This window comes from candidate division Zixibacteria bacterium HGW-Zixibacteria-1 (assembly GCA_002838945.1).
In the GTDB taxonomy this organism is placed as follows: domain Bacteria; phylum Zixibacteria; class MSB-5A5; order GN15; family PGXB01; genus PGXB01.
On sequence record PGXB01000042.1, the window covers coordinates 1 to 25,275 of the forward strand.

General features: G+C 50.1%; 28 protein-coding genes and 2 tRNA genes. 27 read left to right on the forward strand and 3 right to left on the reverse strand.

The features are described from left to right. Nucleotides 1-136: 136 nt before the first annotated feature. Both CVT49_13480 and CVT49_13485 read right to left on the reverse strand, forming a co-directional pair. The gene (locus tag CVT49_13480) at nt 137-583 is read right to left on the reverse strand and encodes a hypothetical protein (protein ID PKK82448.1); all 447 of its coding nucleotides are present in this window, start codon (nt 581-583) and stop codon (nt 137-139) included. A gap of 374 nt (nt 584-957) precedes the next feature. Beyond that, a tRNA-Arg gene (locus tag CVT49_13485) sits at nt 958-1,029 on the reverse strand. A 198-nt stretch (nt 1,030-1,227) separates the two neighbouring features. On the opposite strand from CVT49_13485, the gene CVT49_13490 reads away from it, so the two are divergent. The 10 genes from CVT49_13490 to CVT49_13535 all read left to right on the forward strand — a co-directional run bounded on the left by CVT49_13490 (nt 1,228) and on the right by CVT49_13535 (nt 9,120). Then, on the forward strand, nt 1,228-1,917 hold the full coding sequence (locus tag CVT49_13490; protein PKK82449.1) for an amino acid ABC transporter permease: 690 nt from the start codon (nt 1,228-1,230) through the stop codon (nt 1,915-1,917). Beyond that, nucleotides 1,917-2,639: a peptide ABC transporter ATP-binding protein gene (locus CVT49_13495; GenBank protein PKK82477.1), complete on the forward strand. Its 723-nt coding sequence runs from the start codon at nt 1,917-1,919 to the stop codon at nt 2,637-2,639. Before CVT49_13490 ends, CVT49_13495 begins: the two co-directional genes overlap by 1 nt. A 10-nt stretch (nt 2,640-2,649) precedes the next feature. Then, nucleotides 2,650-4,662: a hypothetical protein gene (locus CVT49_13500; GenBank protein ID PKK82450.1), complete on the forward strand. Its 2,013-nt coding sequence runs from the start codon at nt 2,650-2,652 to the stop codon at nt 4,660-4,662. 2 nt (nt 4,663-4,664) lie between these two features. Next, nucleotides 4,665-5,540, forward strand: a complete 876-nt coding sequence (locus tag CVT49_13505) for a hypothetical protein (protein ID PKK82451.1) — start codon at nt 4,665-4,667, stop codon at nt 5,538-5,540. An 18-nt stretch (nt 5,541-5,558) separates the two neighbouring features. Beyond that, a complete protein-coding gene (locus CVT49_13510; protein PKK82452.1) occupies nt 5,559-6,230 on the forward strand; it encodes a hypothetical protein in 672 nt (223 codons plus the stop codon). Between the two features lie 50 nt (nt 6,231-6,280). Further along, a tRNA-Ala gene (locus CVT49_13515) sits at nt 6,281-6,353 on the forward strand. A 46-nt stretch (nt 6,354-6,399) separates the two neighbouring features. After that, nucleotides 6,400-6,579: a hypothetical protein gene (locus CVT49_13520; protein PKK82453.1), complete on the forward strand. Its 180-nt coding sequence runs from the start codon at nt 6,400-6,402 to the stop codon at nt 6,577-6,579. Then, nucleotides 6,580-7,518 (forward strand): hypothetical protein, encoded by a 939-nt coding sequence (locus tag CVT49_13525; protein PKK82454.1) that lies wholly within the window; start codon nt 6,580-6,582, stop codon nt 7,516-7,518. Nucleotides 7,519-7,722: 204 nt separating this feature from the next. Next, a complete protein-coding gene (locus CVT49_13530) occupies nt 7,723-8,208 on the forward strand; it encodes a hypothetical protein (protein ID PKK82455.1) in 486 nt (161 codons plus the stop codon). A gap of 258 nt (nt 8,209-8,466) precedes the next feature. Continuing rightward, complete coding sequence (locus tag CVT49_13535; protein ID PKK82456.1) at nt 8,467-9,120, forward strand: sulfurtransferase TusE; 654 nt, start codon at nt 8,467-8,469, stop codon at nt 9,118-9,120. Between the two features lie 166 nt (nt 9,121-9,286). On the opposite strand, the gene CVT49_13540 is transcribed toward CVT49_13535, so the two are convergent. Continuing rightward, on the reverse strand, nt 9,287-9,865 hold the full coding sequence (locus CVT49_13540; GenBank protein ID PKK82457.1) for a hypothetical protein: 579 nt from the start codon (nt 9,863-9,865) through the stop codon (nt 9,287-9,289). Between the two features lie 264 nt (nt 9,866-10,129). Here CVT49_13540 and CVT49_13545 point away from each other — a divergent pair, with 264 nt between their 5' ends. From CVT49_13545 to CVT49_13625, 17 genes are all read left to right on the forward strand, one after another. Continuing rightward, nucleotides 10,130-10,720, forward strand: a complete 591-nt coding sequence (locus CVT49_13545) for a hypothetical protein (protein PKK82458.1) — start codon at nt 10,130-10,132, stop codon at nt 10,718-10,720. Nucleotides 10,721-10,933: 213 nt separating this feature from the next. Beyond that, nucleotides 10,934-11,371, forward strand: coding sequence for a 50S ribosomal protein L13 (locus CVT49_13550; protein PKK82459.1), 438 nt, complete (start codon nt 10,934-10,936; stop codon nt 11,369-11,371). 18 nt (nt 11,372-11,389) lie between these two features. Beyond that, on the forward strand, nt 11,390-11,782 hold the full coding sequence (locus CVT49_13555) for a 30S ribosomal protein S9 (GenBank protein ID PKK82460.1): 393 nt from the start codon (nt 11,390-11,392) through the stop codon (nt 11,780-11,782). A 115-nt stretch (nt 11,783-11,897) separates the two neighbouring features. Continuing rightward, a complete protein-coding gene (rpsB, locus tag CVT49_13560) occupies nt 11,898-12,677 on the forward strand; it encodes a 30S ribosomal protein S2 (GenBank protein PKK82478.1) in 780 nt (259 codons plus the stop codon). Between the two features lie 15 nt (nt 12,678-12,692). Further along, on the forward strand, nt 12,693-13,286 hold the full coding sequence (gene tsf, locus CVT49_13565) for a translation elongation factor Ts (GenBank protein PKK82461.1): 594 nt from the start codon (nt 12,693-12,695) through the stop codon (nt 13,284-13,286). A gap of 2 nt (nt 13,287-13,288) precedes the next feature. Beyond that, complete coding sequence (locus CVT49_13570; protein ID PKK82462.1) at nt 13,289-14,011, forward strand: UMP kinase; 723 nt, start codon at nt 13,289-13,291, stop codon at nt 14,009-14,011. Nucleotides 14,012-14,057: 46 nt separating this feature from the next. Further along, the gene (locus tag CVT49_13575; protein PKK82479.1) at nt 14,058-14,612 is read left to right on the forward strand and encodes a ribosome recycling factor; all 555 of its coding nucleotides are present in this window, start codon (nt 14,058-14,060) and stop codon (nt 14,610-14,612) included. A gap of 296 nt (nt 14,613-14,908) precedes the next feature. Beyond that, on the forward strand, nt 14,909-16,402 hold the full coding sequence (locus CVT49_13580) for an aldehyde dehydrogenase (GenBank protein ID PKK82463.1): 1,494 nt from the start codon (nt 14,909-14,911) through the stop codon (nt 16,400-16,402). 66 nt (nt 16,403-16,468) lie between these two features. After that, nucleotides 16,469-17,815: a GTPase gene (locus CVT49_13585; GenBank protein PKK82464.1), complete on the forward strand. Its 1,347-nt coding sequence runs from the start codon at nt 16,469-16,471 to the stop codon at nt 17,813-17,815. A gap of 10 nt (nt 17,816-17,825) precedes the next feature. Then, on the forward strand, nt 17,826-18,782 hold the full coding sequence (gene arcC / locus CVT49_13590; protein ID PKK82465.1) for a carbamate kinase: 957 nt from the start codon (nt 17,826-17,828) through the stop codon (nt 18,780-18,782). A 2-nt stretch (nt 18,783-18,784) separates the two neighbouring features. Further along, nucleotides 18,785-20,143 carry a hypothetical protein gene (locus CVT49_13595; GenBank protein ID PKK82466.1) on the forward strand — a complete coding sequence of 453 codons (1,359 nt, stop codon included), beginning with the start codon at nt 18,785-18,787 and terminating at the stop codon, nt 20,141-20,143. A gap of 37 nt (nt 20,144-20,180) precedes the next feature. Beyond that, a complete protein-coding gene (locus CVT49_13600) occupies nt 20,181-21,326 on the forward strand; it encodes an ADP-forming succinate--CoA ligase subunit beta (GenBank protein PKK82467.1) in 1,146 nt (381 codons plus the stop codon). A gap of 11 nt (nt 21,327-21,337) precedes the next feature. Further along, nucleotides 21,338-22,345 (forward strand): succinate--CoA ligase subunit alpha, encoded by a 1,008-nt coding sequence (locus tag CVT49_13605; protein ID PKK82468.1) that lies wholly within the window; start codon nt 21,338-21,340, stop codon nt 22,343-22,345. 44 nt (nt 22,346-22,389) lie between these two features. Next, nucleotides 22,390-22,677, forward strand: a complete 288-nt coding sequence (locus tag CVT49_13610; GenBank protein PKK82469.1) for a hypothetical protein — start codon at nt 22,390-22,392, stop codon at nt 22,675-22,677. 8 nt (nt 22,678-22,685) lie between these two features. Further along, complete coding sequence (locus CVT49_13615) at nt 22,686-23,831, forward strand: 2-oxoglutarate synthase subunit alpha (GenBank protein PKK82480.1); 1,146 nt, start codon at nt 22,686-22,688, stop codon at nt 23,829-23,831. Continuing rightward, nucleotides 23,831-24,682 carry a 2-oxoacid:ferredoxin oxidoreductase subunit beta gene (locus CVT49_13620; GenBank protein PKK82470.1) on the forward strand — a complete coding sequence of 284 codons (852 nt, stop codon included), beginning with the start codon at nt 23,831-23,833 and terminating at the stop codon, nt 24,680-24,682. Before CVT49_13615 ends, CVT49_13620 begins: the two co-directional genes overlap by 1 nt. Further along, nucleotides 24,679-25,269, forward strand: coding sequence for a 2-oxoglutarate ferredoxin oxidoreductase subunit gamma (locus tag CVT49_13625; protein ID PKK82471.1), 591 nt, complete (start codon nt 24,679-24,681; stop codon nt 25,267-25,269). Before CVT49_13620 ends, CVT49_13625 begins: the two co-directional genes overlap by 4 nt. The last annotated feature ends 6 nt before the right edge of the window (nt 25,270-25,275 follow it).

Genomic DNA, 25,275 nt, shown 5'->3' on the forward strand with positions numbered 1-25,275 from the left:
CGCCGTCATTCGAGCCTGGGTTTTAAAAATCCAGTTGACTTCGAACGGGCGGCTACCCTATCTTAACTATGTGTCCATTTTTTTAGGGGAAGACCAGATTTATAATGAAAGCTAAAGAAACACTTCCTAGCCATACTCACGCTCCCTTCTTTAAAAAAATAATACTTACCACCGCGAAGGCTGCGAGAATGGATAAGTAGAACCAAAGAATCGACCATGAGAACGCAATCCGCAGGGTAATCTGCTCGAACTTTTCATACGCCTTGAAGTTCATTGAGAAGGGGTCTTCTAACTCACCTGAGCGGACTGCACTGTACAAGTGCCGGAACAATCGTCCGAGACGCAGATACTGTGCGTCCATAATCCAAAACACTACTACAGGAAAACAACCCGCAAGTAGATACAACCAATTTGGTTTTTGAACCGCCCCCAAAAACGCTAGCACTGCAACCGCAAGCGTCATCGCCAACGCCTTTAGGGTAAAGCAATTAGTCTCAAGTCGAGTAACGATTCCTTGAATCATGGCCATGTGTGCAATGGTCGACTCGTTAAACTTCTTTCTCTCAGAGTTATCTCCATTCATCAGTAAACTTCCTTTCTATGAGACCGGTAATGCCTCAGAGTTCTGCGAAGAGTAACTAATCTACTTCACTTCTGCTTTCAGCTCATCTTCTTAATGGACTAAAATCCTCTATATAGGAATCGGAGAAAAGCACAATATGCTACCCAGAGCCAGTCATTTGTTTATTGAAACTAATATTTACCGCAATGTAATCCGCTAGTTCAATATTAGTAGGTGTAGAGGAGAAAAGCAATAGATAAGCAAAAAAAATATAAGAGGAGTAAATTGGGTTAATTATGCGGACTTCTTAATTTTCAGCATCTCGTTTACAATTTAAGCGGCAAAATAATTTTGTATTTTTCATGAATTTGTCCCCAACCGAAGCCAATAAAAAATACCCCCGCCTGGAATCGAACCAGGATTACCGGCTCCGGAGGCCGATGCGTTATCCGTTACACCACGGGGGCACAAGCTTGCTTGTTTTATTTTACATCTCGGTACTTATTTTAGCCAAATGCAAAAAACAAAGCTAATTACCGAAAGAAACTACTATCTCAACGGCCTCTTGTCAACTACTGATTTACTTCGAATTAAATACGTCCGATCGGTAATTCCGGCTTGATTTTGGGCCAAATTATAGTTAACTTTATAGCCTTTAAAGGGATATCGATGTGATCGAATGGATTTCGAAACAAGTTGTTCTGTATTGGGATATCTTGAAGTATCTGCTTCCGGCGGTCCCCTGGACAATTCTTATTACGATATGCTCATTTGCCCTGGCGCTGGTGCTGGGGCTGATTATCGGGGTGTCGCGGATTTCGAAGAATAAGTGGGTCGCCTGGCTGGCGGGAACATATATCAATGTCATCCGCGGGGTGCCGCTACTGGTGCAGATTTTCTTCATTTACTTTGGGCTGGGCGGAATTCTCAATCTGGATCGCTTTATGGCCGGAGTAATGGCGGTCGGAATATGTTATTCGTCTTATCTGGCCGAGATTTTCCGCTCCGGGATTGAAGCGATATCGCTCGGTCAGCATGAGGCGGCGCAGTCGCTGGGAATGACCCGTTTCCAGACCCTTCGCCATGTGATTCTTCCGCAGTCCATGCGGATTGTTCTGCCGCCGACGGCCAACGAGTTTATTGCATCACTGAAGGACTCCTCGCTGGTGTCGATTATCGGCATGCGGGAACTGACGCGGGCGGGAAGAGAATATTATTCGCAATATTTTGTCGATTTCCAGACCTGGTTTGTGGTCGGGTTGATTTATCTGGCCATGACGATTACCTTGTCGAAAGTGGTCAAATATCTCGAAAAAGTATATTCGGTCAAGGGATTCGGGAGTCAAAAAGTTTGATTATCGAGATCAAAAATCTGGTGTGCCGTTTCGGCGATATCGCCGCTGTGGATGATGTCAGCCTGTCGATTGACAGGGGCGAGGTGGTGGTCATCATCGGGCCCTCCGGATCGGGCAAATCGACTTTGCTGCGATGTCTCAATGCGCTCCAGGAATTTGATTCCGGGGAGATCGTGTTCGATAAAATCGTGGTGGACAAAAATCATCGGAATATTCATGATCTGCGTCTGGAAGTCGGCATGGTTTTTCAACAATTCAACCTTTTCCCTCACTTAAGCGTTATAAATAATATAGTCCTGGCGCAGCGGGTGGTGCGCAGGCGGAGCAAGGAAAAGGCCGTCCAAAAAGGGATGGAGCTGCTCAGGATGGTGGGCCTGACCGATAAAGCGGAAGCCTTTCCGGCGCAGCTTTCGGGCGGCCAGCAGCAACGGGTGGCAATCGCCAGGGCGCTGGCGATGGACCCGAAAATGATGTTGTTCGATGAGGTAACTTCGGCGCTCGACCCGGAGATGATCGGCGAGGTGCTTGAAGTGATGAAAAAGCTCGCGGCGGGAGGAATGACCATGATGGTGGTGACGCATGAGATCGGTTTTGCCCGTGAAGTCGCGGACCGGGTAGTGTTTATGGATAATGGCCGGATTATCGAGACCGGGCCGCCTTCGGCGGTCATTAACAATCCGCGGGAGAAAAGAACACAGGAATTTTTAAGCAAGGTTTTATAGAGGTAAGGATATGTGGAAATATGTAAGCATCGTTATTGTCCTGTTCACATTAGCAACTGCTTTTGCCGCCGAACCACCTCTTAAGATTGACACCAAAGAGCAGAAGATCGAAAAAAAGCTGGAGCAAAAACTTCAGAGTATTAAACCGGACGAGCGGATCAAAGTCTGGGTCTTTTTCACCGATAAGGAAGTTTTTGATCAGGCCTCACTGAAAAAATCGACCGCCGAGGCGCGGGACAGATTCACCGACCGGGCAGTGGCACGCCGGGCAATGCGGGCGCCGGACGGTGACCGTTATGATTTTTATGATGTGCCGGTCAGTGAAAATTATATTGATGCATTAAAATCGGCCGGGCTGGAGATAAAAAGAATCTCGCGCTGGCTGAATGCGGTTTCGGCTTACGGCGACCGTCAGACAATTAATGAAATTTCGCAGTTTCCCTTTGTTGCCGAAATCAGGGAAGTGGCCCGCGGAGTGCGGCAGCCTGAGCCCGAAGTCATCCCCGAAGAGGGAAATCTTGTGCCGGGTACGAAAGAGATACCGGCGGATATTCCCGATTCGGTAGTCGGCTGGTACGGGGCGTCATTTGTCCAGCTGAATCTGGTCAATGTTCCGGCGATGCATCAACTCGGTTACACCGGCGCGGGCATATTGATTGCCATCTTCGACACCGGTTTTAAGTTGTCGCACCCGGCCTTCGATCAATTGAACCTGATCGATCAATATGATTTTATAAATGACGACGGCAATGTTACCGACAGCCTACCGGAAGCATATCAACTTTCGCACGGCACGGCGGTTTTGTCGGTCATAGGCGGCAGGGCGGACAGCGTTATGATAGGCTCGGCCTATGACGCCGATTATTTGCTGGCCAAGACCGAGATTACCAGTACGGAAGATACGGTCGAGGAAGATAACTGGGTAGCGGCGGCGGAATGGGCCGATTCGCTCGGGGCGGATGTGATATCGTCATCAGTGGCATATTTTGATTGGTACACATATTCCGACCTTGACGGCCAGACCGCCAAGATAACGATTGCCGCGGAGGTTGCTTCCTCGCGCGGAATCACCGTGGTTAACTCGGCCGGCAATGAGCGAAACGGGAGCTTTTTCTGGATTACACCTCCCGCCGACGGGCCGTCGGTGATAGCGGTCGGAGCGGTGTCATCAGCGGGGATCATAACCTCGTTTTCATCCAGCGGGCCGACCTATGACGGGCGAATCAAGCCGGATGTGGTGGCCATGGGCAGTGAAGTCTACCGGGCTCTGTATACCAATGATGATTATGCCGGCGGCGCTTCGGGGACATCCTATGCGGCGCCGATCACCGGGGGGGCAGTGGCCCTGTTGCTGCAGGCGCATCCGGACTGGACGCCGGCCGATGTCAAACAGGCATTGCTTGAATCGGCCGATCGGTATGAGAATCCGGACACCCTTTATGGATATGGTTTATATGACACTTATAAAGCGGTCAAACTGATGAGTTTTGAGCCGATTTCGCCGGTTTTGATGGCGGTGGGAGATTCCCTCAATCTGACAATTTCATTGACCGGGTATGAGGAGACCAGCGGTGTTACGGTCATAACCGCCGACAGTCTGCCGGAAACGGCTGAATTTACCGACAATGGCGACCGAACCGCGACCCTGAGATATTCCGGAAAGAAGGAAGATATCGGTCGCCGTCGGCTGGTTTTCAGCGCAGTTTCGGGCGAGGCTGAAGCCTCGGCGGTGGTTTCTTTCACGGTTACTTTGGAGCGTGAAGTTGCGGCGGGGCCGAATCCATTTACTGACTCGCTGACCATTTTCGTGGGCGCGGGAAGCGGAGAAGTCGAAGAAATATCGATATTTACCGCAAATGGTGAGAAAGTTTGGGATAATTTTTCCGATAACTACAATAAGGAGACCGGAACGGTTGTATGGAAAGGGGTTAATAACAGCGGAACCCGAGTAACATCAGGCGTTTATCTGGTCTATGTTAGAACCGAGAAGTTAACGGAAAAATTTAAGGTATTTAGAAAATAGCCATGCATCGCGAGCCAGCCTCAAATGGGACAGAGAGGGACAAATCAAAGCGCTGTGCTGTCATTAAAATAGACTTCAATGGTCGATTTGTTTATATCGACGCCCTCGCCGAAAGATTTTTCGGCCTTCCTCTCGAGAATCTTTTCGGACAGAGTATCAAGGATTTTCTGGATGAAAATTCCTACACGCTGCTTCTGTCGGTTCTTCCGGCGCAAAAACATTATGAAAGCTTTTTCGAGGCCACCCGACTCGTTTTTATAGACGCCCGCAAGGATCGTCATGAAGTCGATATTATCATATCGCTCAATTTTATCGCCGGTAATCCGGCCAACTATCAGATTATTATCAGTCCGCTGAATGAAGTTTTGAATCCGGTCGCGGGATGTTCCACGTTCGATGAAATGCCGCGCCATTTGATGGATTATGTCTCGACTATCGGGAAAGATGTTGACTGGAAGAAATTATGCGGGCTGTTTACTTCCCTCGATGATATTTTCCAGGTCGGGATATACCGACTTGCCAATGATGAATTAGCGCCGCTGGCGAATGAATCAGGCGATATGCCCGCCGATATGAAAACCGATCTCGAAAAGACAAGCAAGAATCTGATATCGGCGGTTATGAAGGGGAACCCGTTTATCGAGAAGCAATCGACCGAATCCCAAAAAGGGGAAAGTGCCGGCACTTTCGATATATTGGACGCCGCTTTCCCGCTGATGCAGGGCGGCAACTGCTGGGGTGTTTTGAGATTCGTTTACAACGACAGCTCCCCCGATCTGAAAGACAATCTCAATAATATCGCGGCCTTTTTGGGCAAGGCGCTTTATTCTTATGTCGTCGCGCCTCAGGCCGACCGGCAGACAGTTTCGATTCAATAGATTTTCAGGTGATAAACAATGACTGAGAAACGGAAGGCTCTGGTTTATACCGGGACGGAAATCAAGAACCCCGAAAAATGCGATTTTTGCGCCGATGATCCGGGTCTGGAGTGCTGTTTTGCTTCGGATCGCGAGAGTCTGAGTCAGCATCTGAAACGGAACAATTTCGACCTGATGATCATCGACAATGAGATTGCCGCCGATTCGGGGCAATTTCATTACCTCATGTCGGTTGCCGGCGCCAGAAATATCCCGGTGGTGGTGACGCGGGTGGTCGGGAAAGAGGCCGAGTCATCGGCGCCGGAAGAAGAGCCGGTGGAGCCGTTTATCAGAAAGCTGATACTTCGCCGCAACCAGGCCGAGTCGATTGTCGATTACCGCGACAAACTCAATATTGTCTCCGAAACAGCCGCGACTTTGAGCCACGAAATCAATAACCCACTTTTGGCGATCACCGCCAATGTCGAGATGCTTCTTCGCCGGAAAGATTATATGTCGCCCGACATGGTCGAGAAGGCCGAAGCCATCACGCAGGCCGCCGAGCGGATCAGGAAAGTCACACAGCGGCTGACCGACCTGGATACCCTTCGTTTCCGCGATACGGCGGCAGGGCGGATGATCGATTTCGAGATTTCGGTCAACCGGGCCGATTTCGAGCCGGTTCCCGCGGGCGGGAAAGCCGACGAATAAATTCCTTGACTTATCATTCCTGAGAAATATATTAAGATTCCCGATTTAATGGGGCCGTAGTTCAGATGGGAGAACGCTTGACTGGCAGTCAAGAGGTCAGGGGTTCGATCCCCCTCGGCTCCATTTTTTTATTGGGTATTTTTCCCGAAAATTGTCTATATTGTAATTGTTGGAAAAGTCGGATTTTATAAATGACAATTTTGACGGGCAGATGTGGACATCAATCGGTTGCGAAAATAACGGTGTCGAAACCGCCCTTCGCCTCTCTCTAGTCATAGTGCTCAGGGTCTGCGACAGGGTTATGGCCTACTCAAACTTTTTGGAGAATCAAATGCAAATGGAGGAATAAGTGCCAATCTTTAAACTGGTAATGGATGCGGGCAAAGTTGAAACAGGCAGACTGATGCATGCAAAATTTTCGAGCCTAAAACTTGAAGAACACTTGGAAAATTGGCTGGAAAACAGCCCTTGGGCAATTGCCCAGGAAACATTGCTTATAATAGGCCGACAAACGACGGTTTCTGATGGAGCCTACCGCCGATTTCCGGATTTACTGGCTATTGATAAAGACGGCTTCCTGACAATTATTGAACTTAAGAAGGGACGGACACCGCGTGAGGTTGTCGCGCAAATACTTGAGTATGCCTCCTGGGCAGAGAGACTTGATGATGAGGATATTGCATCCATTGCAAGAGACTATTGGCAAAAAATCGAGGGTAATTCTGAAAAGAATTTGGCGCAAGCATTTATGGATGCATTTGAGTCAGACGCGCCAGCGACATTCAATCAGCGACAACGGCTTTTTATTGCTGCGGAAGAGATAACCGATGATGTTGCTGGTGTTTGCCGTTACTTGAGAACATCTTATGGTATGGATATTAGTTGTGTCAGTTTTACGCTGTATGAGACAGAGTCGGGCGAAATACTGATTGATTCAGAAAAGGTCGTGGGAATGGAAGATATCGAAGACCCAGTAAATACTCAAATTCCAAGGTGGTCAGGTGACAAACCGGTAAGAGAAGTGGTCCATGATGCTGTTATGGAGTTTACTGAAGGCAAAATGGATAAGATATTTGCGCCGAAGGATATTAAAGAACTTGTACTTAATAAATACCCTGAGTTTAAAAGTAGTACTCTTGGAGCGCAAATCATTGGTGATTGTGTAAACCATGCATCCCGGCATCATTATCCCGGTGGTAAAGATTTCTATTGGTGGTTGGATAAGGGTAAATACAGACTATTTGATCCAACGCAAGACGTAGTTCCAAGTGCTTCAAGCAAGAAATAGCTAGGCAGATCGGATTCCGAGAGCATGAGTGATGGCGAATGGTCGAGCAACCCGACATAAGGCAACATAATACATAGAGAAAAGAGGACGGGCAGATCCTTCGCGGCTCAGGAGGCCTGTGGACATCTGCCGCGCACAGGAATACAGCATGCGGTAATATTGATAAGAATATATTATTTGACATGATATATTAATGTGGAGGAAATGTCGTTGTCAAAAGAGATTGACGTGAAGCGGTTTGTGCTGGATATTTTAGCCCAGACGGCCGTAACCCTGTTAAGTTATTTTATTTTATGTTTAATGCTTAGTCAATTGACCGGGGGTTCTTTTTATGGCAGTATGTTATTATTTAGTCCGGTAGTTGCTTTGGGTTATCCTGAGGTTCTACTGGGGGTTTACATAAAACACTACAATCGTTATCCATTTGTAAAAATAGGAGATAGCGGATCGATTGTACAAAATTATCGCATATTCAGTTTGATTTTGAAATCTTTCATTGTAGTATTAGTAGTTTGTGTATCTTTTTGGTATGGCGTCGGTTTTCTTTTGTCAAAAAAATATATCGCGCTTGATATAGGCCTGATTGTTCTGGGAGTGTTTTTATCAATTTGGCATCCCAGATATACGTCCAGATTATTGTATTTATTACGATCAAGGATAAAGCAGCCTGGATGCCAGGTGAATAAGTGAAATAATCGGACAGGTTGGGTTTCACGCGCGTGAACGCAAGCTAATGAACGAGAAACCCGACAAAAGGCTGCATAATGCAAAGAGAAAAGAGGACGGGCAGATCCTTCCCTTCGAAGCTCAGGGCTTGCGAGGCTCAGGAGGCCTGTGGACCCGCCGCGGCGGGCCGTGCACGAAAAAATATTGATAAGAATATTGTTTGATATGATATATTAGCTGGAGTAGATATAAAATAAGCTTTTTTTTTAATAAGGAGAAGCCATGGGAATTTTTAAGTTCGGAAACAAGACATACACTGTGGACACGGAAGAGTTTCTGTCTGATTTCAACGAATGGGATGAAGATTTTGCAAGGGGGATGGCTCCTAAAGTCGGTATAATCAGTGGTTTGTCGGAAGATCATTGGAAAATCATTTTCTTTATTCGTGATATGTTCAAGAAAACCGGGAAATGCCCGCTGGTTTATGAAACCTGCCGGATGAATCGGCTTCATCTCGAAGAGCTTAAGAAGCTTTTTCCTGCGGGATATCTTCGTGGGGCATGCAAATTGACGGGAATCACCTATAAGGAAGGATACTTAGATCAAGCAGGGCTGGAGGATTTGGCGGAACGTGTAACTTCTCCGGCTCAGGAAAAGAGCTATGAAATCGACGGTCGGGGATTTCTTCTGAACTCATTCGATTGGGATGAAAGTTTCGCCAAATTGAAAGCTTACGAGATGAAAATGCCCAAGCTGTCGGAAAAACATTGGCATATTATTAACTTCCTTCGCAAAAGTTTTGAAAAGAACAATGTCGTGCCCACGGTTTATGATACTTGTGATGCAAATGGCATTGAATTGGATGAGCTTGAAAAGTTATTTCCCGACGGGTATCACCGGGGAGCTGTAAAAATCGCAGGACTCCGGGTCAGGTAATTTCGATTATCGGCTAATATAGAAGTCGAAGCAGCATCCGTAGGGCAGAATCCAAATCCCGTGAAGCGGAATGGAGTGGTTCTGCCGATTCAAGCGTCTTTGTATAATTTCATAAATGGCAGAACCATTTCGTCCCTGATTATATTCGGGGTCTCCGGGTTCTGCCTCACTCTGCTGATCCAATAAAAGCGCATGGAGGCGGCCCGCTTTTATATAGGTAATTTATAGTATGAATTATATCTAATAAGTTAATAAGGCCATCACAATTGACATCGCCATTTTGATATACTGAATCCGTCGACATTTCGCATTCTATAATGAATACTTGGGTATCCAAAAACCAGTTTCTCATGTCATTCCATTGACTATCCAATGGTGATAATCCTATATAATCTTCATCCGACCATGCATTATTGGGCTCCCCTTGACGCCATGCAGTAAGTGACCATTCTTCATCTGTTATCCAATGCCATTGTCCTTCGGAGTCTTCATCGGTACCACCCAAAAATGTGATGTAAGGATATGCTAATTGGGCAAGAAAGTTATTTTCTTCTTGTGAATTTGCTGTTGCCAGATATCCCCCCAATGCGATGGCGGAGTCTCTGCATTGGTGCCAGGTTGTGTAAGGTGGTATTATTATTTTGTAATAATAATGCCCAGTAAGATTGAGATACACTTTTTCACTTGAGTGCACCAATGACACATGTAATAAAATTGCGATCAGAATTAGTACTTTGGTTTTCATATGATCTCCTTTATGCCCTTGACAGATTAGACGGTATCTACGGCTGTCCGACTAAGTTGAAATATAATATCATAAAGAATAATGTCAAGAGTAGAAAGACCATGATCCGCAAATGGTTAACGGGATGGATATGGCCGCCTTTATATATGTTTGTTTTTCATATATTCGCTTTTGTTAACCCAAATAACATTTTCCTGAAGATTCATCACTTTTTTAAGATTTCTGTTTCATTGAGAAGAGGAAAAACGTATTTTAGCGCTCATTATGGCAAAATCGAAAAAACAATTGAAGGCGCTTGCGACGGTCATTTTCGACCTGTTTCAACCGGCCACTGACAAGACTGTCCCGATTGAGGTATTTCCGGAGCCGGCCGGAACGGATTTAAAGACTGCGGTGACACTGCCGCCGGTATCGCTTCTGGACAGCATGTATGACGATTTCAACCGGGAATATTTCGGGGGGAAGCTGCCCAAGGCGACGATTTCATATTCAGGGCGGATGCTGACGGCCGGATCATACACGCCGGGCCGGAATGAAATCAAAATCGGCCGGAAATATCATGAGATATTTCCGGAGGAGATTGCCGACACGCTCAAACATGAGATGATCCATGTCATAAATCAGAGCCATGACCGGCGGTTCAAGGCGATGGCGGACAAAATCGGGGCCTCGGTCAAGGCAAAGGCCCACCCGGCATTACGAGGTAATTGCAAATATATGTACATTTGCCCGGAATGCGGGCGGGAGTATCCGCGGCGTAAACGGCTGCGGATGGCTTCATGCGGAATCTGCACCAAAGGCCGGCGTTATGACGAAAATTTCAAACTTCGGCTGGCTAAATCAAAAAAAGTTTAATCGACGGGAACAACGGGCCGTATAAAGCATTAATAACCGAAAGAACGGCAATATTTTGCCGTAAAACATAAATAGTCGGGAAAATTTTCCGATTTTGTGGTTCAAGGCAACAAAAGAGCCTTAAAAAGACTTGACAGTAGAATGATATTTGCTATATTCTATGGCTCTGTTAGTATTTGGAATTTGGATTAACCGGTTTTGTCCGGGGGAAAGATGAAGACATATATACCGAAGGTTGAAGAATTAGAAAAGCAGAAAAAGTGGCACCTGATCGACCTTGATGGTCTCACACTGGGCCGGGCCGCGATTGAAATCGCGAATATTCTGCGTGGAAAAAACAAACCGATTTTTACACCTCATTTGGATACGGGCGATTTTGTTATTGCTGTCAATGCTTCAAAGGTGGTGGTTACCGGGGGCAAGGATGAGAAGATGTCCTATTTCCGGTATACCGGTTATCCGGGCGGTTTGAGAGAGACATCTTACAAGAAGATGAAGGTCAAAGACCCATCGCAGATTGTGATTCATGCGGTGAAAGGGATGATTCCGAAGAACAAACTGGGCCGCAAGGTCATCAAGAAGCTGCATGTCTATGCCGACGAGAATCACCCGCACCAGGCTCAGAAACCAGAAGTTTTGAAATTATCTTAATCTTGATAGAGATTGTAAATGAGCGAAATTATTTTTTCTGCTACGGGAAGACGGAAAGAGGCTACCGCCAGAGTGACCATGAGGGTCGGCGGCGGCGTACTGACGATCAACAATAAGGCACCCAGGGAATACCTGAAGCGCGGCGTTCTGGTTGACATTATCAACCAGCCGATCAACGAGACCGGAACCAGCGGCAAGCTCGACATCAGTTGTCGTGTCCTCGGCGGCGGCTTGACCGGTCAGGCCGGCGCCCTTCGTCTGGCTATCGCGCGCGCCCTGTCCAAGCTTGATCCCGATCTTCGTCCGGCTCTGCGTCGCAAGGGTTACCTGACCCGTGATGCCAGGATTGTCGAGAGGAAGAAGTACGGTCAGCCCAAAGCCCGTAAGCGCTTCCAGTACTCGAAACGATAGACATTATTCGGCCTTGGCCGAAAATAATCACACTTCGATTTGAATCCGGTGGTCCTGATCAGGTCCGGGTTAATTGTTCGGGGTGGCAGTTAAACCAAATTCGAAAGGTCTTCAGATGGTAAAGCCCAAAGTAAAGGAGCTTTTGGAAGCGGGGGCGCATTTTGGTCATCAGACCAGAAGGTGGAACCCCAAGATGAAGCCGTTCATTTTTACCGAACGGAACGGCATTTATATCATTGATTTGAACAAGACGCTCGAAGCCATAGAGAGAGCCTGTCTCAAGGTGAGAGAGGTTATTTCGCGCGGCCAGTCGATTCTTTTTGTCGGCACCAAGAAGCAGGCCAAGGATGTTATCAAGACCGAAGCGGAACGCTGCAAGCAGTTTTTTGTGACCGAGAGATGGCTGGGCGGCATGCTGACCAATTTTTCCACGATTAAATCGTCGATCAAGAAGCTCAAGGATCTGGAGCGGATGTTCGAAGAGGACGAGTACGGCAAATTCACCAAGAAAGAGCGTATTAAGCTCGATCGCCAGAGAGAGAAGCTTGACAAGGTTCTCGGCGGCATCAAGGATATGAATTATATCCCGGGCCTGGTTTTTGTGGTCGATGCCAAGAAGGAAAAGATCGCCATAGCCGAAGCGGCCAAGCTGGGTATTCCGATTGTTGCGATAATCGACACCAACGCGGATCCGGATCCGATCGATTTTCCGATTGCGGCCAACGATGATGCTATCAAGTCGATCCGACTGATCACCCGGACGCTGGTGGATGAGGCTATCGATGCGAAGAATTCGATATCGGAGCAGGAAATAATGCAGAAGGTCGAAGCGGAAACGGGCGACAATCTGAGAGCGTATATTTCAGCCGATGATAGTGAAGCTGACAAGGCATAAGAAGGATTTGGATAAATGGAAATAACAGCACAATTAGTCAAGGATCTTCGTGATAAAACCGGGGCCGGGATGATGGACTGCAAAAAGGCTCTTTCCGAGACCGGCGGCGACATGGAGAAAGCAATACATTACCTGAGAGAAAAAGGGATTGCCAAAGCGGCCAGTAAGGCGGGCCGGAGCACCAGTGAAGGCATCATTGCCTCCTATATTCATGCCGGCAGCAAACTGGGCGTTCTGGTCGAGATAAACTGCGAAACCGATTTTGTGGCCCGGACGGCCGATTTTCAGACCTTTGCCAAAGATGTTGCCATGCAGGTGGCGGCCTCGAATCCGCTGGCAGTATCCCGCGAGGAACTGCCCCAGGATAAGATAGCGGAAGAACGGGTGATATATCAGCAGCAGGCGCTCAATGAAGGCAAGCCGGAAAAAATTGTTGATAAAATTGTTGACGGCAAGCTTGAAAAATATTATTCCGAAGTATGTCTTTTGGAACAGCCGTTTGTAAAAGATAGTGATAAAACGATTCAGGATTTGATTAATGAAGCTATTGCCAAGCTGGGTGAGAATATAGGCGTCAAGCGCTTTATCCGATTCCAGCTGGGTGAGTAAATATGGATTCCGACCCGCAACTAAAATATCGCCGGATACTTCTGAAACTTTCCGGGGAAGTTCTTGCCGGGTCCAAACCGTTTGGTATTGATTCCGAAGCCCTGGAATCACTGTGCCGGCGGATCAAGACAATCAAAGAGTTGAAAGTCGAAATTGCCCTCGTAATTGGCGGGGGCAATATTTTTAGGGGGCTGAATGCCTCGCAAAACGGCATGGACCGGGTCAGCGCCGACCAGATAGGCATGCTGGCGACCGTTATCAACTCGCTGGCGCTCCAGGAGAAATTCGAGAAACTGGGCGTTCCGGCCCGGGCTCTGTCGGCGATTCCAATCGGGAAATTTCTTGAGACTTACAGCCGACAGGCGGCGGAAAGATATCTCGGTGAGGGCAGGCTGGTCATATTGGCGGCTGGGACCGGGAATCCTTTTTTCAGCACCGATACGGCGGCGGCTCTGCGCGCCGGAGAACTTAAGGCCGACGTTATTCTGAAAGCGACCAAGGTTGACGGCGTTTTTTCGGACGACCCGCTCAAGAATCCCAAAGCGGTCCATTATCCCGCGCTGGAATATCTTGATCTGGTAAAGGACGATCTCAAAGTGATGGATCTGACGGCGGTAACATTGTGTCGGGAGAATAAAATCCCGATAATTGTATTTGATATGAACCGACCCGATAATTTGAAAAAGGCGGTTCTCGGTGAACCGGTCGGGACAATCATATCCTGAATAAAGTCTCGTATAAAAAAATATAGATCAAAGGAGAGATCCCATGATCGAGAAAATCATTGCCGAATCCGAAGAAAAAATGGCCAAGAGTTTCCATGCGGTGAAAAAGGATTTCGCCTCGGTGCGGACCGGAAAGGCTAATGCTTCATTGCTTGACGGAATCCGGGTCGATTATCACGGCACCATCATGCCCCTCAACCAACTGGCCTCGGTATCCGCTCCCGAGCCGCGGCTGATCGTGGTTCAGGCCTGGGATAAGAGTATTGTCGGGGAAATTTCAAAGGCGATCCAGAAGGCCGACCTGGGGCTGAATCCGATGGTGGAAGGAAACATAATCCGTCTGCCGGTACCGACGCTGAACGAAGAGCGCCGCAAGGAACTGGTCAAACATTGCCGTAAGCTGGCCGAGGAGGGGAAGATAGCCCTTCGCAATGTCCGTCGTGAGGCCAACGACAATGTCAAGAAGGCCGAAAAAAGCAAGGAAATCTCCGAAGATCAGCAAAAGAAGGGTCTGGATAAGGTCCAGGAACTGACCGGCAAATACAATGAAAAAATCGATGATTTGATGGCGGCCAAGGAAAAGGAAATCATGGAAGTTTAGTTTTCGGAGTCAGTCAGATTAGAGCCGGTGGTTGTGATGATCGCCGGCCTTTTTTTGTGCTTTATCCGAAACCTGACACAGGCTGATTTCGGGTCAAAAAAAGCGTGATAATGGGCCGTCAAAAAAGGCCAAAAGAGTTGTTTTAGCGGGCTCTTTCCACCCCAAAAGAATTGACATTGCTGAAATAATTGATATATTAGGAATCTTGTCTGTGCATTAGGTGTGAATAATTTCACAAAAGGGCACTTATAAGAGGTATGAAAATGTCTTGAATCATAAAAACTTAGGAGCGAGTCATGGCGGATGTCAAGGAATATAAAAATTATATTGGCGGAGAATGGGTAAAATCAAAGTCGGGAAAGACTTTTGAGAATTTCAACCCCGTCAATAAGGACGAAGTTGTCGGCATTTTCCAGAAGTCCACTCCCGAGGATGTTAACAATGCGGTAGCGGCCGCAAAAGAAGCCTTCAAAAAATGGCGCCTGGTGCCGGCTCCCAAGCGGGCCGAGATCTTATATCGTGTTGCGTCACGTGTGACGAAGGAAAAAGAAAGATTGTCGCAGGAAATGACCCGCGAGATGGGCAAGGTGCTCAAGGAAACGCGCGGCGATGTTCAGGAAGCGATCGACCTCGGTTTCTACATGGCGGGTGAAGGGCGGCGGCAGTGGGGCGTGACGACTCCGTCCGAAATGCCCAATAAATTTCAGATGTGTGTTCGTCAGCCGAAAGGTGTTGTCGGTCTTATCACGCCATGGAATTTCCCGATGGCGATTCCCTCGTGGAAAATGATGCCGGCGCTGGTCCTGGGCAACACGGTCGTTATCAAACCGGCGACGGATACGCCGCTATCGGTATATAACTATGTGAAGATTCTCGAAGAGGAAGGCCTTCCCGCCGGGGTGGTCAACATGGTGACCGGTTCGGGCGGTTCGGTCGGTTCGCCGCTGATGAATCACAAGGATGTCGCGGTGATAAGTTTCACCGGTTCGACCGAAGTCGGCCGCAAGGTATCCGAAGCCTGCGCCAAGGATTTCCGCGGCTGCCATCTGGAAATGGGCGGCAAGAATTGCATCATGGTGATGGATGATGCCAATGTCGATCTGGCGGTTGACGGTGCGGTCTGGGGCGCTTTCGGGACCACCGGTCAGCGCTGCACGGCCTCTTCACGGTTGATTGTCCATAAGAAAGTCATAAAGGAATTTACGCAGAAACTGGTGGCGCGGGTCAAGGCGCTGAAGGTTGGCAACGGCCTTGATGAGTCGGTCGAAATGGGGCCGGCGGTCAACGAGAGCCAGATGAAATCGGTTTTGGAATACATGGAAATCGGCAAGAAGGAAGGCGCCAAACTTTTGTGCGGCGGCGGTCGTTTAACGGGCGGCGCTTATGACAAGGGGTGGTTTACGATGCCGACGGTTTTCGGCGATGTCACTTCCGACATGAGAATATTCCAGGAGGAAATTTTCGGATCGGTGACATCCATCACCGAGTTCGGCTCGCTCGAAGAGGGCATTGCCCTGTGCAACAATACCGCCTATGGATTGTCCGGTTCGATTTACACGCAGGACGTGAACAAGGCCTTCGTGGCGATGCGTGATATCTATACCGGCATATTTTATGTCAACGCTCCGACCATCGGCGCCGAGGTGCATCTGCCGTTCGGCGGTGTCAAGGAAACCGGCAACGGACATCGTGAAGCCGGCGTCGCCGGTCTGGATGTTTTCTCGGAATGGAAGTCGATCTATATCGACTTTTCGGGAACGATACAGAGAGCGCAAATAGATAATAACTGATGATAGATATAACATGAACGAATCCCGATCTGACATTGTCTCGGGGCTGAAGAAGGAGTCCAGTCTATGAAGAAGAAAATCATCATCATGGGTGCCGCGGGCAGGGATTTTCATAACTTTAACGTTCTTTATCGCGACAATAAGGATGTCGAGGTGGTTGCTTTCACCGCGACGCAGATTCCCGATATAGAAGGGCGCGTTTATCCGAAGGCTCTGGCCGGAGCGAATTATCCCAAGGGTATTCCTATTTTTCCGGAAGAAGATTTGCTCAATCTGATCGCCAAACATAATATCGATGAAGTCGTTTTTTCCTATTCCGACGTTCCCTATGAATATGTCATGGACAAGGCTTCTTATGTCATGTCCTGCGGGGCAAGATTCGCTCTCGAGGGCGGCGCTCCGACCATGATAAAATCATCCAAGCCGGTGGTTTCGGTGTGCGCCATCCGGACCGGCTGCGGCAAGTCGCAGACGACGCGCCGCGTGGCTGAAATCCTTCTGAAGATGGGTTTGAAGGTGGTTGCTATCAGGCATCCCATGCCGTACGGTGACCTGGCCAAGCAGGCCTGCCAGAGGTTTGCCACCCTGGCCGATTTGAAAAAACACAAATGCACCATCGAAGAGATGGAAGAATACGAACCGCATATCAACCGTGGTATCGTCGTTTATGCCGGTGTCGATTATGAGATGATTATTCGTGAAGCCGAGAAGGAAGCGGACGTGATTCTCTGGGACGGCGGCAACAATGATATGTCGTTCTATAAATCGGATCTGTATATCACGGTGGTCGACCCGCACCGCCCCGGGCACGAGATCAATTATTATCCCGGACAGAACAATTTCCTGATGGCCGATGTCATCGTCATCAACAAGATCGATACAGCATCGATCGAGGGCATCACCGAGGTCCGGCAGAATATCGGCTATTATAACCCCGAAGCGGTGGTTATCGATGGGGCCTCGCCGCTCGGCGTCGAAAATCCCGATGTCATCCGGGGCAAGAAGGTCCTGGTCGTCGAGGACGGCCCGACCACGACACATGGCGAGATGGCTTACGGCGCCGGGATGATGGCGGCGGCCAAGTTCGGCGCAGCCGAAACGGTCGATCCGCGGCCGTACACGGTCGGAACGATTACCGAGACATTCAATAAATATCCTGAAATCGGATCGCTTCTTCCGGCCATGGGTTACTCCGGAAAGCAGATTGCGGACCTGCAGAAGACGATCGAGAAGACCAAGTGTGACTCGGTCATCATTGCGACACCGATCGATCTCAGACGGGTGATCGACATCAAGAAGCCCTCGACCAGGGTTTACTATGATCTGCAGGAAATCGGCAAGCCGGATCTTCAGGACGTGCTGGAAGAGTTTGTCAAACGGCACAAGATCACCAAAGGAAAAGGCAAGAAGTAATTTATAGATTATGACGGTGTTAAACGGAAAGACTGCGGTCATCGCGCTCGGTGGTAATGCTATCACCGAGCCGGGCCGCGAAGATACGATCGCCAATCAGTTTGCCAATACGCGAAAATCTCTCGATGGTGTGGTGGAACTGATCAAGGCGGGGTACAAGCTGGTAATCAGTCATGGCAACGGCCCTCAGGTCGGCAACGCCATCCTGCGGGTGGAAATCGCCCGCGGCAAAGCGCCGATTCTGCCGCTCGGAATCTGTGTCGCCGATACTGAAGGCGGGATGGGTTATATGATCGAGCAGTCGCTTCAGAACCGGCTCAAGGCCGAGGGTGTCAATCGCAAGGTTGTCACGATTATTTCGCAGGTGCTGGTGGATTTCAATGATCCGCAAACTCATAATCCGACCAAGTTCATCGGGCAGTTTTATACCGAGGAGGAGGCCAAAAGGTTTGCGGTGGAGCGGGACTGGGTGGTTAAGAAGGATGCCAACCGCGGCTGGCGCCGCGTGGTTCCTTCGCCGCAGCCCCTGTCCGTGGTCGAATCGGATACTATCAAGATGCTGGTGGAGAACGGAACAATAGTTATCGCCGTCGGTGGCGGGGGCATTCCGGTCTACATCGATGAGAAGGGCAACCTGGAAGGGTTCGATGCCGTTATCGACAAGGACCTGGCTTCGGCTGTTCTGGGCAAGGATATCTCATCGGAAATCCTGATAATACTGACCTCGATCAACAAGGTGGCGCTTAATTTCGGCGAGAAGAACCAGAAGTGGCTGGATTCGTTGACGGTTTCCGAGGTGGAGGAATACATGAAACAAGGTCATTTTCCATCCGGGTCGATGGGGCCGAAGTTGCGCGCGGCGGTTCAGTTTATACGTGGCGGGGGCAAACAGGTTATCATAACCTCAATCGAAAATGCCGGACGGGCGCTTGACGGCGCCGTCGGGACGAGGATACTGCCGGACTAAAAATGTGCGGAATTTCCGACAAGGTTGTTGAAGCCATTTTAAGCGTGGGCAGCATTTACGAAGTCGGGGGTGCGATTCGAGACAGGATGATGAATCGTAGTGTCGAGATCAAAGACAGGGATTATCTTGTCTGCGGAATTCCCTATCGGGATTTGTCCAATATTCTGAATAAATTCGGTCAGGTTGACCTGGTCGGACGCTCATTCGGCGTTATCAAGTACACCGAATATCATCACGAATCCCCCTGCACGTTCGATATCGCTCTGCCCAGAAAAGAATTTTCGACCGGTCCCGGGCACCGGGATTTTTCCGTTACGTTCGATCCGGGGCTCAGGGTCGAGGATGATTTGTTTCGACGCGATTTTACCATCAACGCCATGGCCGTATCGCTGGAAAACAATGATCTCATCGATCCTTATGGCGGGATGGAGGATTTAAAAAACAGGTGTATCCGAATTGTCTCGCCCGTCTCGTTTCCCGAGGATCCCCTGCGGATGCTCCGCGCGGTGCAGTTCGCCGCCAGGTTCGAGTTCGACATCGATCCGGCTACGCTGGCTTCGATGAAAGAACATGCGGCGCTGATAACGAGCGTTTCGCCGGAGCGGATTTCCGAGGAGCTGAACAAAATGCTGGTTCGGGCCGAGCGGCCGTCGATCGGGTTCCGGCTGATGGAGCAGACCGGATTGCTGGAACATGTGATTCCTGAAATGATGGAAATGATCGGGGTCGATCAGCCGGGCGGGTATCATAAGTATGATGTCTATGAGCATACTTTGTATGCGATCGATGCCTCGCCGAAAGTCCTGCATGTCCGTCTGGCGGCGCTGTTTCATGATATCTGTAAACCGCAGACGCGGCAGCTGACGGAGGATAAGGCGACCTTTTACGGCCATGAGTCATACGGCGCCAAGGTGGTGGTCAGGGTGTTGAAGCGGCTGCGCTATTCGACCGAGGTGATCGATAATGTCAGGATGCTGGTGGAGAGGCATATGTTCACCACCGAAGTGACCGACAAAGGGCTCCGGCGATTGGTTCGAAAGGTCGGCAAAGAATTGATTTTCGATCTTCTGGATTTAAGGCGGGCCGATGTGGAAGCTCAGGGGATGGGCGGAATAACCGACGATGTCGATAAATTCGAGTCGGATATCCGGGACGAGTTGGATCGGAAGCCGCCGTTCAGTGTGGCCGATCTGGAATTGGACGGCCGGGATATCATGGCAATATTCGAAATCCCGCCGTCGCCGCTGATCGGGGCGGTGCTGAATCACCTGCTGGAGATAGTCCTTGATGATCCGACGGAAAATGTACGAGATAAGTTGATTGAGTACGCGCGGACTTACCTTGAAGATAGAAAGAAATAGAAATGTATAATAAACAAACTTACGTGGAGACGGCTTTATGAAGATACACGAGTATCAGGCCAAAGAGATTTTTGCCGCGGCCGGTATTCCGGTTCCGCAGGGTCGGATAGCGACGACGCCGGCGGAGGCGGTCGAAATCGCCGAGGAAATCGGGCGCCCGGTAATGGTTAAGGCGCAGGTTCATGTCGGCGGACGCGGCAAGGCGGGCGGCATTCAGTACGCTGAAAATCTCGAGGCGACCCATGTGTGGGCCCAGAAAATTCTCGGAATGGATCTTAAGGGGCTGCCGGTAAACAAGGTTCTTATCACCGAGGCGGCGGATATTTTGACCGAATGCTATGTCGGCATAATCATCGACCGGGCCTCGAAGGCGCCGGTTATCATGGTATCGCCGGCCGGCGGGGTCGATATCGAAGAAGTGGCGGCCAAGACCCCGGAGAAGATTTTCAAGCTGGCGGTCGATCCGGCGGTCGGTTTGAAGGCTTACCAGGCGCGAGACCTGGCCTTTAAGCTGTACAAGGACATCAAGTATGTCCGCCAGGCGGCTGATATTCTCATGAAGCTGTATGATGTTTACTGGAAGATCGATGCCTCGCTGGTCGAAATCAATCCGCTGATTACGACTCCCGACGGCAAAGTCGTGGCACTCGATGCCAAGATTAATATCGATGACAACGGCCTTTTCCGTCAACCGGCGGTGGCCGCGATGCGCGATCTCGACGCCGAGGATCAGTCGGAAATCGAGGCGCGCGAAAGTGATCTTTCATTTGTCAAGCTGAGCGGTAATATCGGATGTATTGTCAACGGCGCCGGTCTGGCCATGGCCACCATGGACCTGGTTCATCACTACGGCGGTGATCCGGCCAACTTCCTCGATATCGGGGGCTCATCCAATCCACAAAAAGTACTGACCGCGATGCGTATTATTCTCAGGGATCAGCATGTGCGGTCCATACTGATTAATATTTTCGGCGGCATTACGCGCTGCGACGATGTCGCCAATGGCATCGTTATGGCTTACGAGGAACTGAAACCGGAAGTGCCGATTGTTGTCAGGCTGACAGGAACCAACGAAGACAAAGCCAGGAAGATACTGAAGACCATTAATCTGGAGTCGGGCAGCACCCTGGATGAAGTTGTCAAGAAAGCCATCGAGCTGGCGGAAGCCGAGATTACGGTATAAGGGAGGCCATGATGAGTATTTTAATAAATAATAAGACGAAAGTCATCGTTCAGGGTATAACCGGCCGTGACGGTTCATTCCATGCCGAGCAGATGAAAAATTACGGGACCAATGTTGTCGGCGGTGTGACTCCCGGCAAGGGCGGCACCAAGGTTAACGGCATTCCGGTTTTCGACACGATGGCCGACGCGGTTGCGGCCACCAAAGCCAACACTTCGGTCATTTATGTGCCGCCGGTCTTCGCCGTCGATGCCATCTATGAAGCGGCCGATGCCGGTATTTCGCTGATTGTTTGTATTACCGAAGGTGTTCCGGCCAATGATATGCTCAAGGCATATGAATACATCAAGAATAAAGGGATTCGCCTGGTCGGTCCCAACTGCCCCGGACTGATTTCTCCGGGTCAGTCGAAGGTCGGGATCATGCCGGGAAATATCTGCAAGAAGGGCCCGGTCGGCGTTGTTTCCCGCTCGGGCACCCTGACCTATGAAGCGATCTGGGCGCTGACCTGCGCCGATCTGGGGCAGTCGACCTGTATCGGCATCGGGGGCGATCAGATTATCGGGACTAATTTTATCGATGTCCTGCGTATGTTTGAGGAAGATAAGGCGACCAAAGCGGTGGTAATGATCGGTGAAATCGGCGGCTCGGATGAGGAAGAAGCGGCCAAATTCATCAAGAAGCACATGACCAAGCCGGTGGTCGGCTTTATCGCGGGGCGGACGGCTCCTCCGGGAAAACGGATGGGGCACGCCGGCGCCATTATATCGGGCGGATCGGGAACGGCCAAGGAGAAGGTGGAAGCGCTTAATGCCGCGGATATCCCGGTGGCGGCTTCCCCGACCGAACTGCCGACGCTGATAAAAGAGAAAATGGCCGCGGGCAAAGCCAAAACGAAGGCGAAGCCCAAAGCCCCGTCCAAAGACAAGGCCATGGCAAAAAAGACGAAAAAAACCACTTCCAAACCCGCCGCGAAAAAAGCACCGGCTAAAAAGGGCGGATCGAAGCGAAAAAAATAAACTATTAATAGGTTCAAATTGATTGCCTCCGAAGGAGAAATGAGATGACTGACCAGAATCCGAAACCTGATGTTTCGGAAGAAAAGCCTGAAAAGGCTGAGGTGAAAAACGAACCCAAGGCGAAGTATCAATATGACGGGAAAACACCTCCCCTGAATATTTTTCTTCACTGGTGCAAGGCGTGCAACATCTGTATAGCGTTTTGTCCGCATAAAGTGCTGGAACCGGATCGGGACGGCAAACCAATTTTGGTTCATCCCGAGAAGTGCACCCAGTGCGCTATGTGCTGGCTCCACTGTCCTGATTTTGCGATAACTTCCAATTATAAATGATGGAGCAGATGATGACCAATAAAAATACGAAAGCCCGACTTTTGCAGGGAAATGAAGCCTGCGTCCAGGGTGCCTTGTACGCAGGAGTCGATTTTTTCGCCGGGTATCCGATAACGCCCTCGACCGAATTGGCTGAGGGTATGGCCCGCGAGCTGCCCAAAATCGGCGGCAAATTCATTCAGATGGAAGACGAGATTGCTTCCATCGCGGCGGTTGTCGGCGCCTCCAATGCCGGATGCAAATCGATGACGGCGACATCCGGTCCGGGATTCTCTCTGATGCAGGAAAATATCGGTTATGCCTATATCACCGAAACGCCCTGCGTAATTGTCAACGTTCAGCGCGGCGGGCCTTCGACCGGTCTTCCGACCAAGATCGGCCAGGCCGATACCATGCAGGCCAAATGGGGAACGCACGGCGACTATACCGCCATTGTCCTGGCACCCTCGACCGTAAAGGAATGTTTCGAGGAGACCGTTCGGGCGGTCAATCTTTCGGAACGGTTTCGAACCCCCGTTGTTGTTCTGACGGATGAGGTTCTGGGGCACATGCGGGAAATGATGATTGTACCAGACAAAGGCGAACTGCATGTGAACAAGCGCCAGAAACCGGACGTGCCGTCGGACTGGTACAAGCATTTCGAAATGACTCCCAGTTTCACCAGTCACATGGCATCCTTCGGTGAGGGATACCGCTATAACGTAACCGGGCTGACTCATGATCAGGAAGGCTTTCCCACGGCCAATCCGGTCGAGATCAAGGCGAAACTCGACAAGCTGCATCTCAAGATCGACCGCTACACGGATGAGATCTACAAGATGCGCGCCGACATGATGGAAGATGCGCATATCGCGATTATCTCTTATGGTACGGTCTCGCGCTCCGCGCGCCAGGCGATCAAAATGGCCCGCGAACGGAGAATCAAGATCGGCGCCATACAACTGCTGACGATATGGCCTTTTCCGGATGCCAAGCTGAACCAGATGCTCAGCGGTGTCCGCAAGATCATTGTTGCCGAACTTAATATGGGACAACTTGTCCACGAAATCGAAAGAATCGCGCCGCGGCATGCGGAAGTTTTCGGATTGCAGCGTTATGATGGTGAAGTAATGGCCCCGCAGCAGATACTCGACAAGATTAGAGAGGTGAAGTGATGGAAAAAATATCCCATGAATCCGATATTACTCATCATTATTTGAGACCGAAAAAGAAATTCCCGAATGTCTGGTGCGCCGGATGCGGCAACGGCATCGTCATGGGTGCATTAATTCGCGCCATCGACCGGATGAAGCTCGACAAGGACAATGTCGTGGTCGTTTCCGGGATCGGCTGTTCCAGCCGTATGCCGGTTTACCTCGATTTCAACACGCTTCATACCACGCATGGTCGCGCCCTGGCTTTCGCCACCGGCGTCAAGGTGGCCAAGCCGCATCTCAAGGTGATTGTCATCACCGGCGATGGCGATGCGCTGGCTATCGGAGGCAATCATTTCATACATGCCTGCCGCAGGAATATCGACATCACGACGATTCTGATTAATAATAAAATATACGGCATGACCGGCGGGCAGTTCGCCCCGACCACGCCCGGCGGTTCCTTTGCCACCACGGCGCCGTACGGCAACTACGAAAAGCAGTTCGATGCGGTGAAGCTGGCGGTCGGCTCGGGTGCCTCCTATGTTTCGCGCGGAACGGTTTATCATGTTCAGCAGCTCGAAAAACTGATCGAGGGCGGCCTCAGGAAAAAAGGGTTTGCGCTGGTCGATGTTTACTCGAATTGCCATACGTATTACGGTCGTTTCAACAAGGAAGGCGATGCCGTCAGAATGCTGGATTGGTTCAAGAAGCATGCCATGCCGATCGAAGCGGCCAGGAAACTCCCGCCGGAGAAAATGCAGGATAAATTCGTGACCGGCCTGATACATGAAACCGATACCACCGAATTCTGTGAGGAATACGATATGTTGCTCAAACGCCTCGGCAGCACGAAGGAGGTTGAAGAATGAGTACGCCGCATATCAAGAAAAACGACAAGAAGAACCCGGAGGATCGCTATGAAATCCGGTTGTCCGGGTCCGGCGGTCAGGGTCTGATTCTGGCCGGCGTTATTCTGGCGACCGCCATCGGGGTGGGTGACGGCAAAAACGCGGTGCAGACGCAATCATACGGGCCGGAGGCCCGCGGGGGCGCCAGCCGCGCCGATGTCGTTATCTCCGAAGGTGAAATATACTACCCCAAGACGATGAAGCTTGATCTGCTCCTGGCGCTGACGCAGGAAGCCTGCGACAAGTACTATCCCGATATGAAGGAAGGCGGCATGCTTATCGTCGATTCGAACCTGGTAACGCAGGCTCCGACCAAGCGTTATTTCGGTTTTCCTTTTGTCCGGCTGGCGAAGGAAGAGATCGGGCAGGTTATGGTGGCCAATGTTATCGCGCTGGGCGCCATTGCCGAACTGACCGGGATCGTGTCGAAGACGGCGATCAAGGAAGCGGTTCTGGCCCGCGCCCCGCGGGGAACCGAGGAAAAGAACAAGAAAGCTCTGGAACTCGGTTTCAGCATCGCCAAAAAGGTCAAGGACTCCACGTTGTAACAGGAG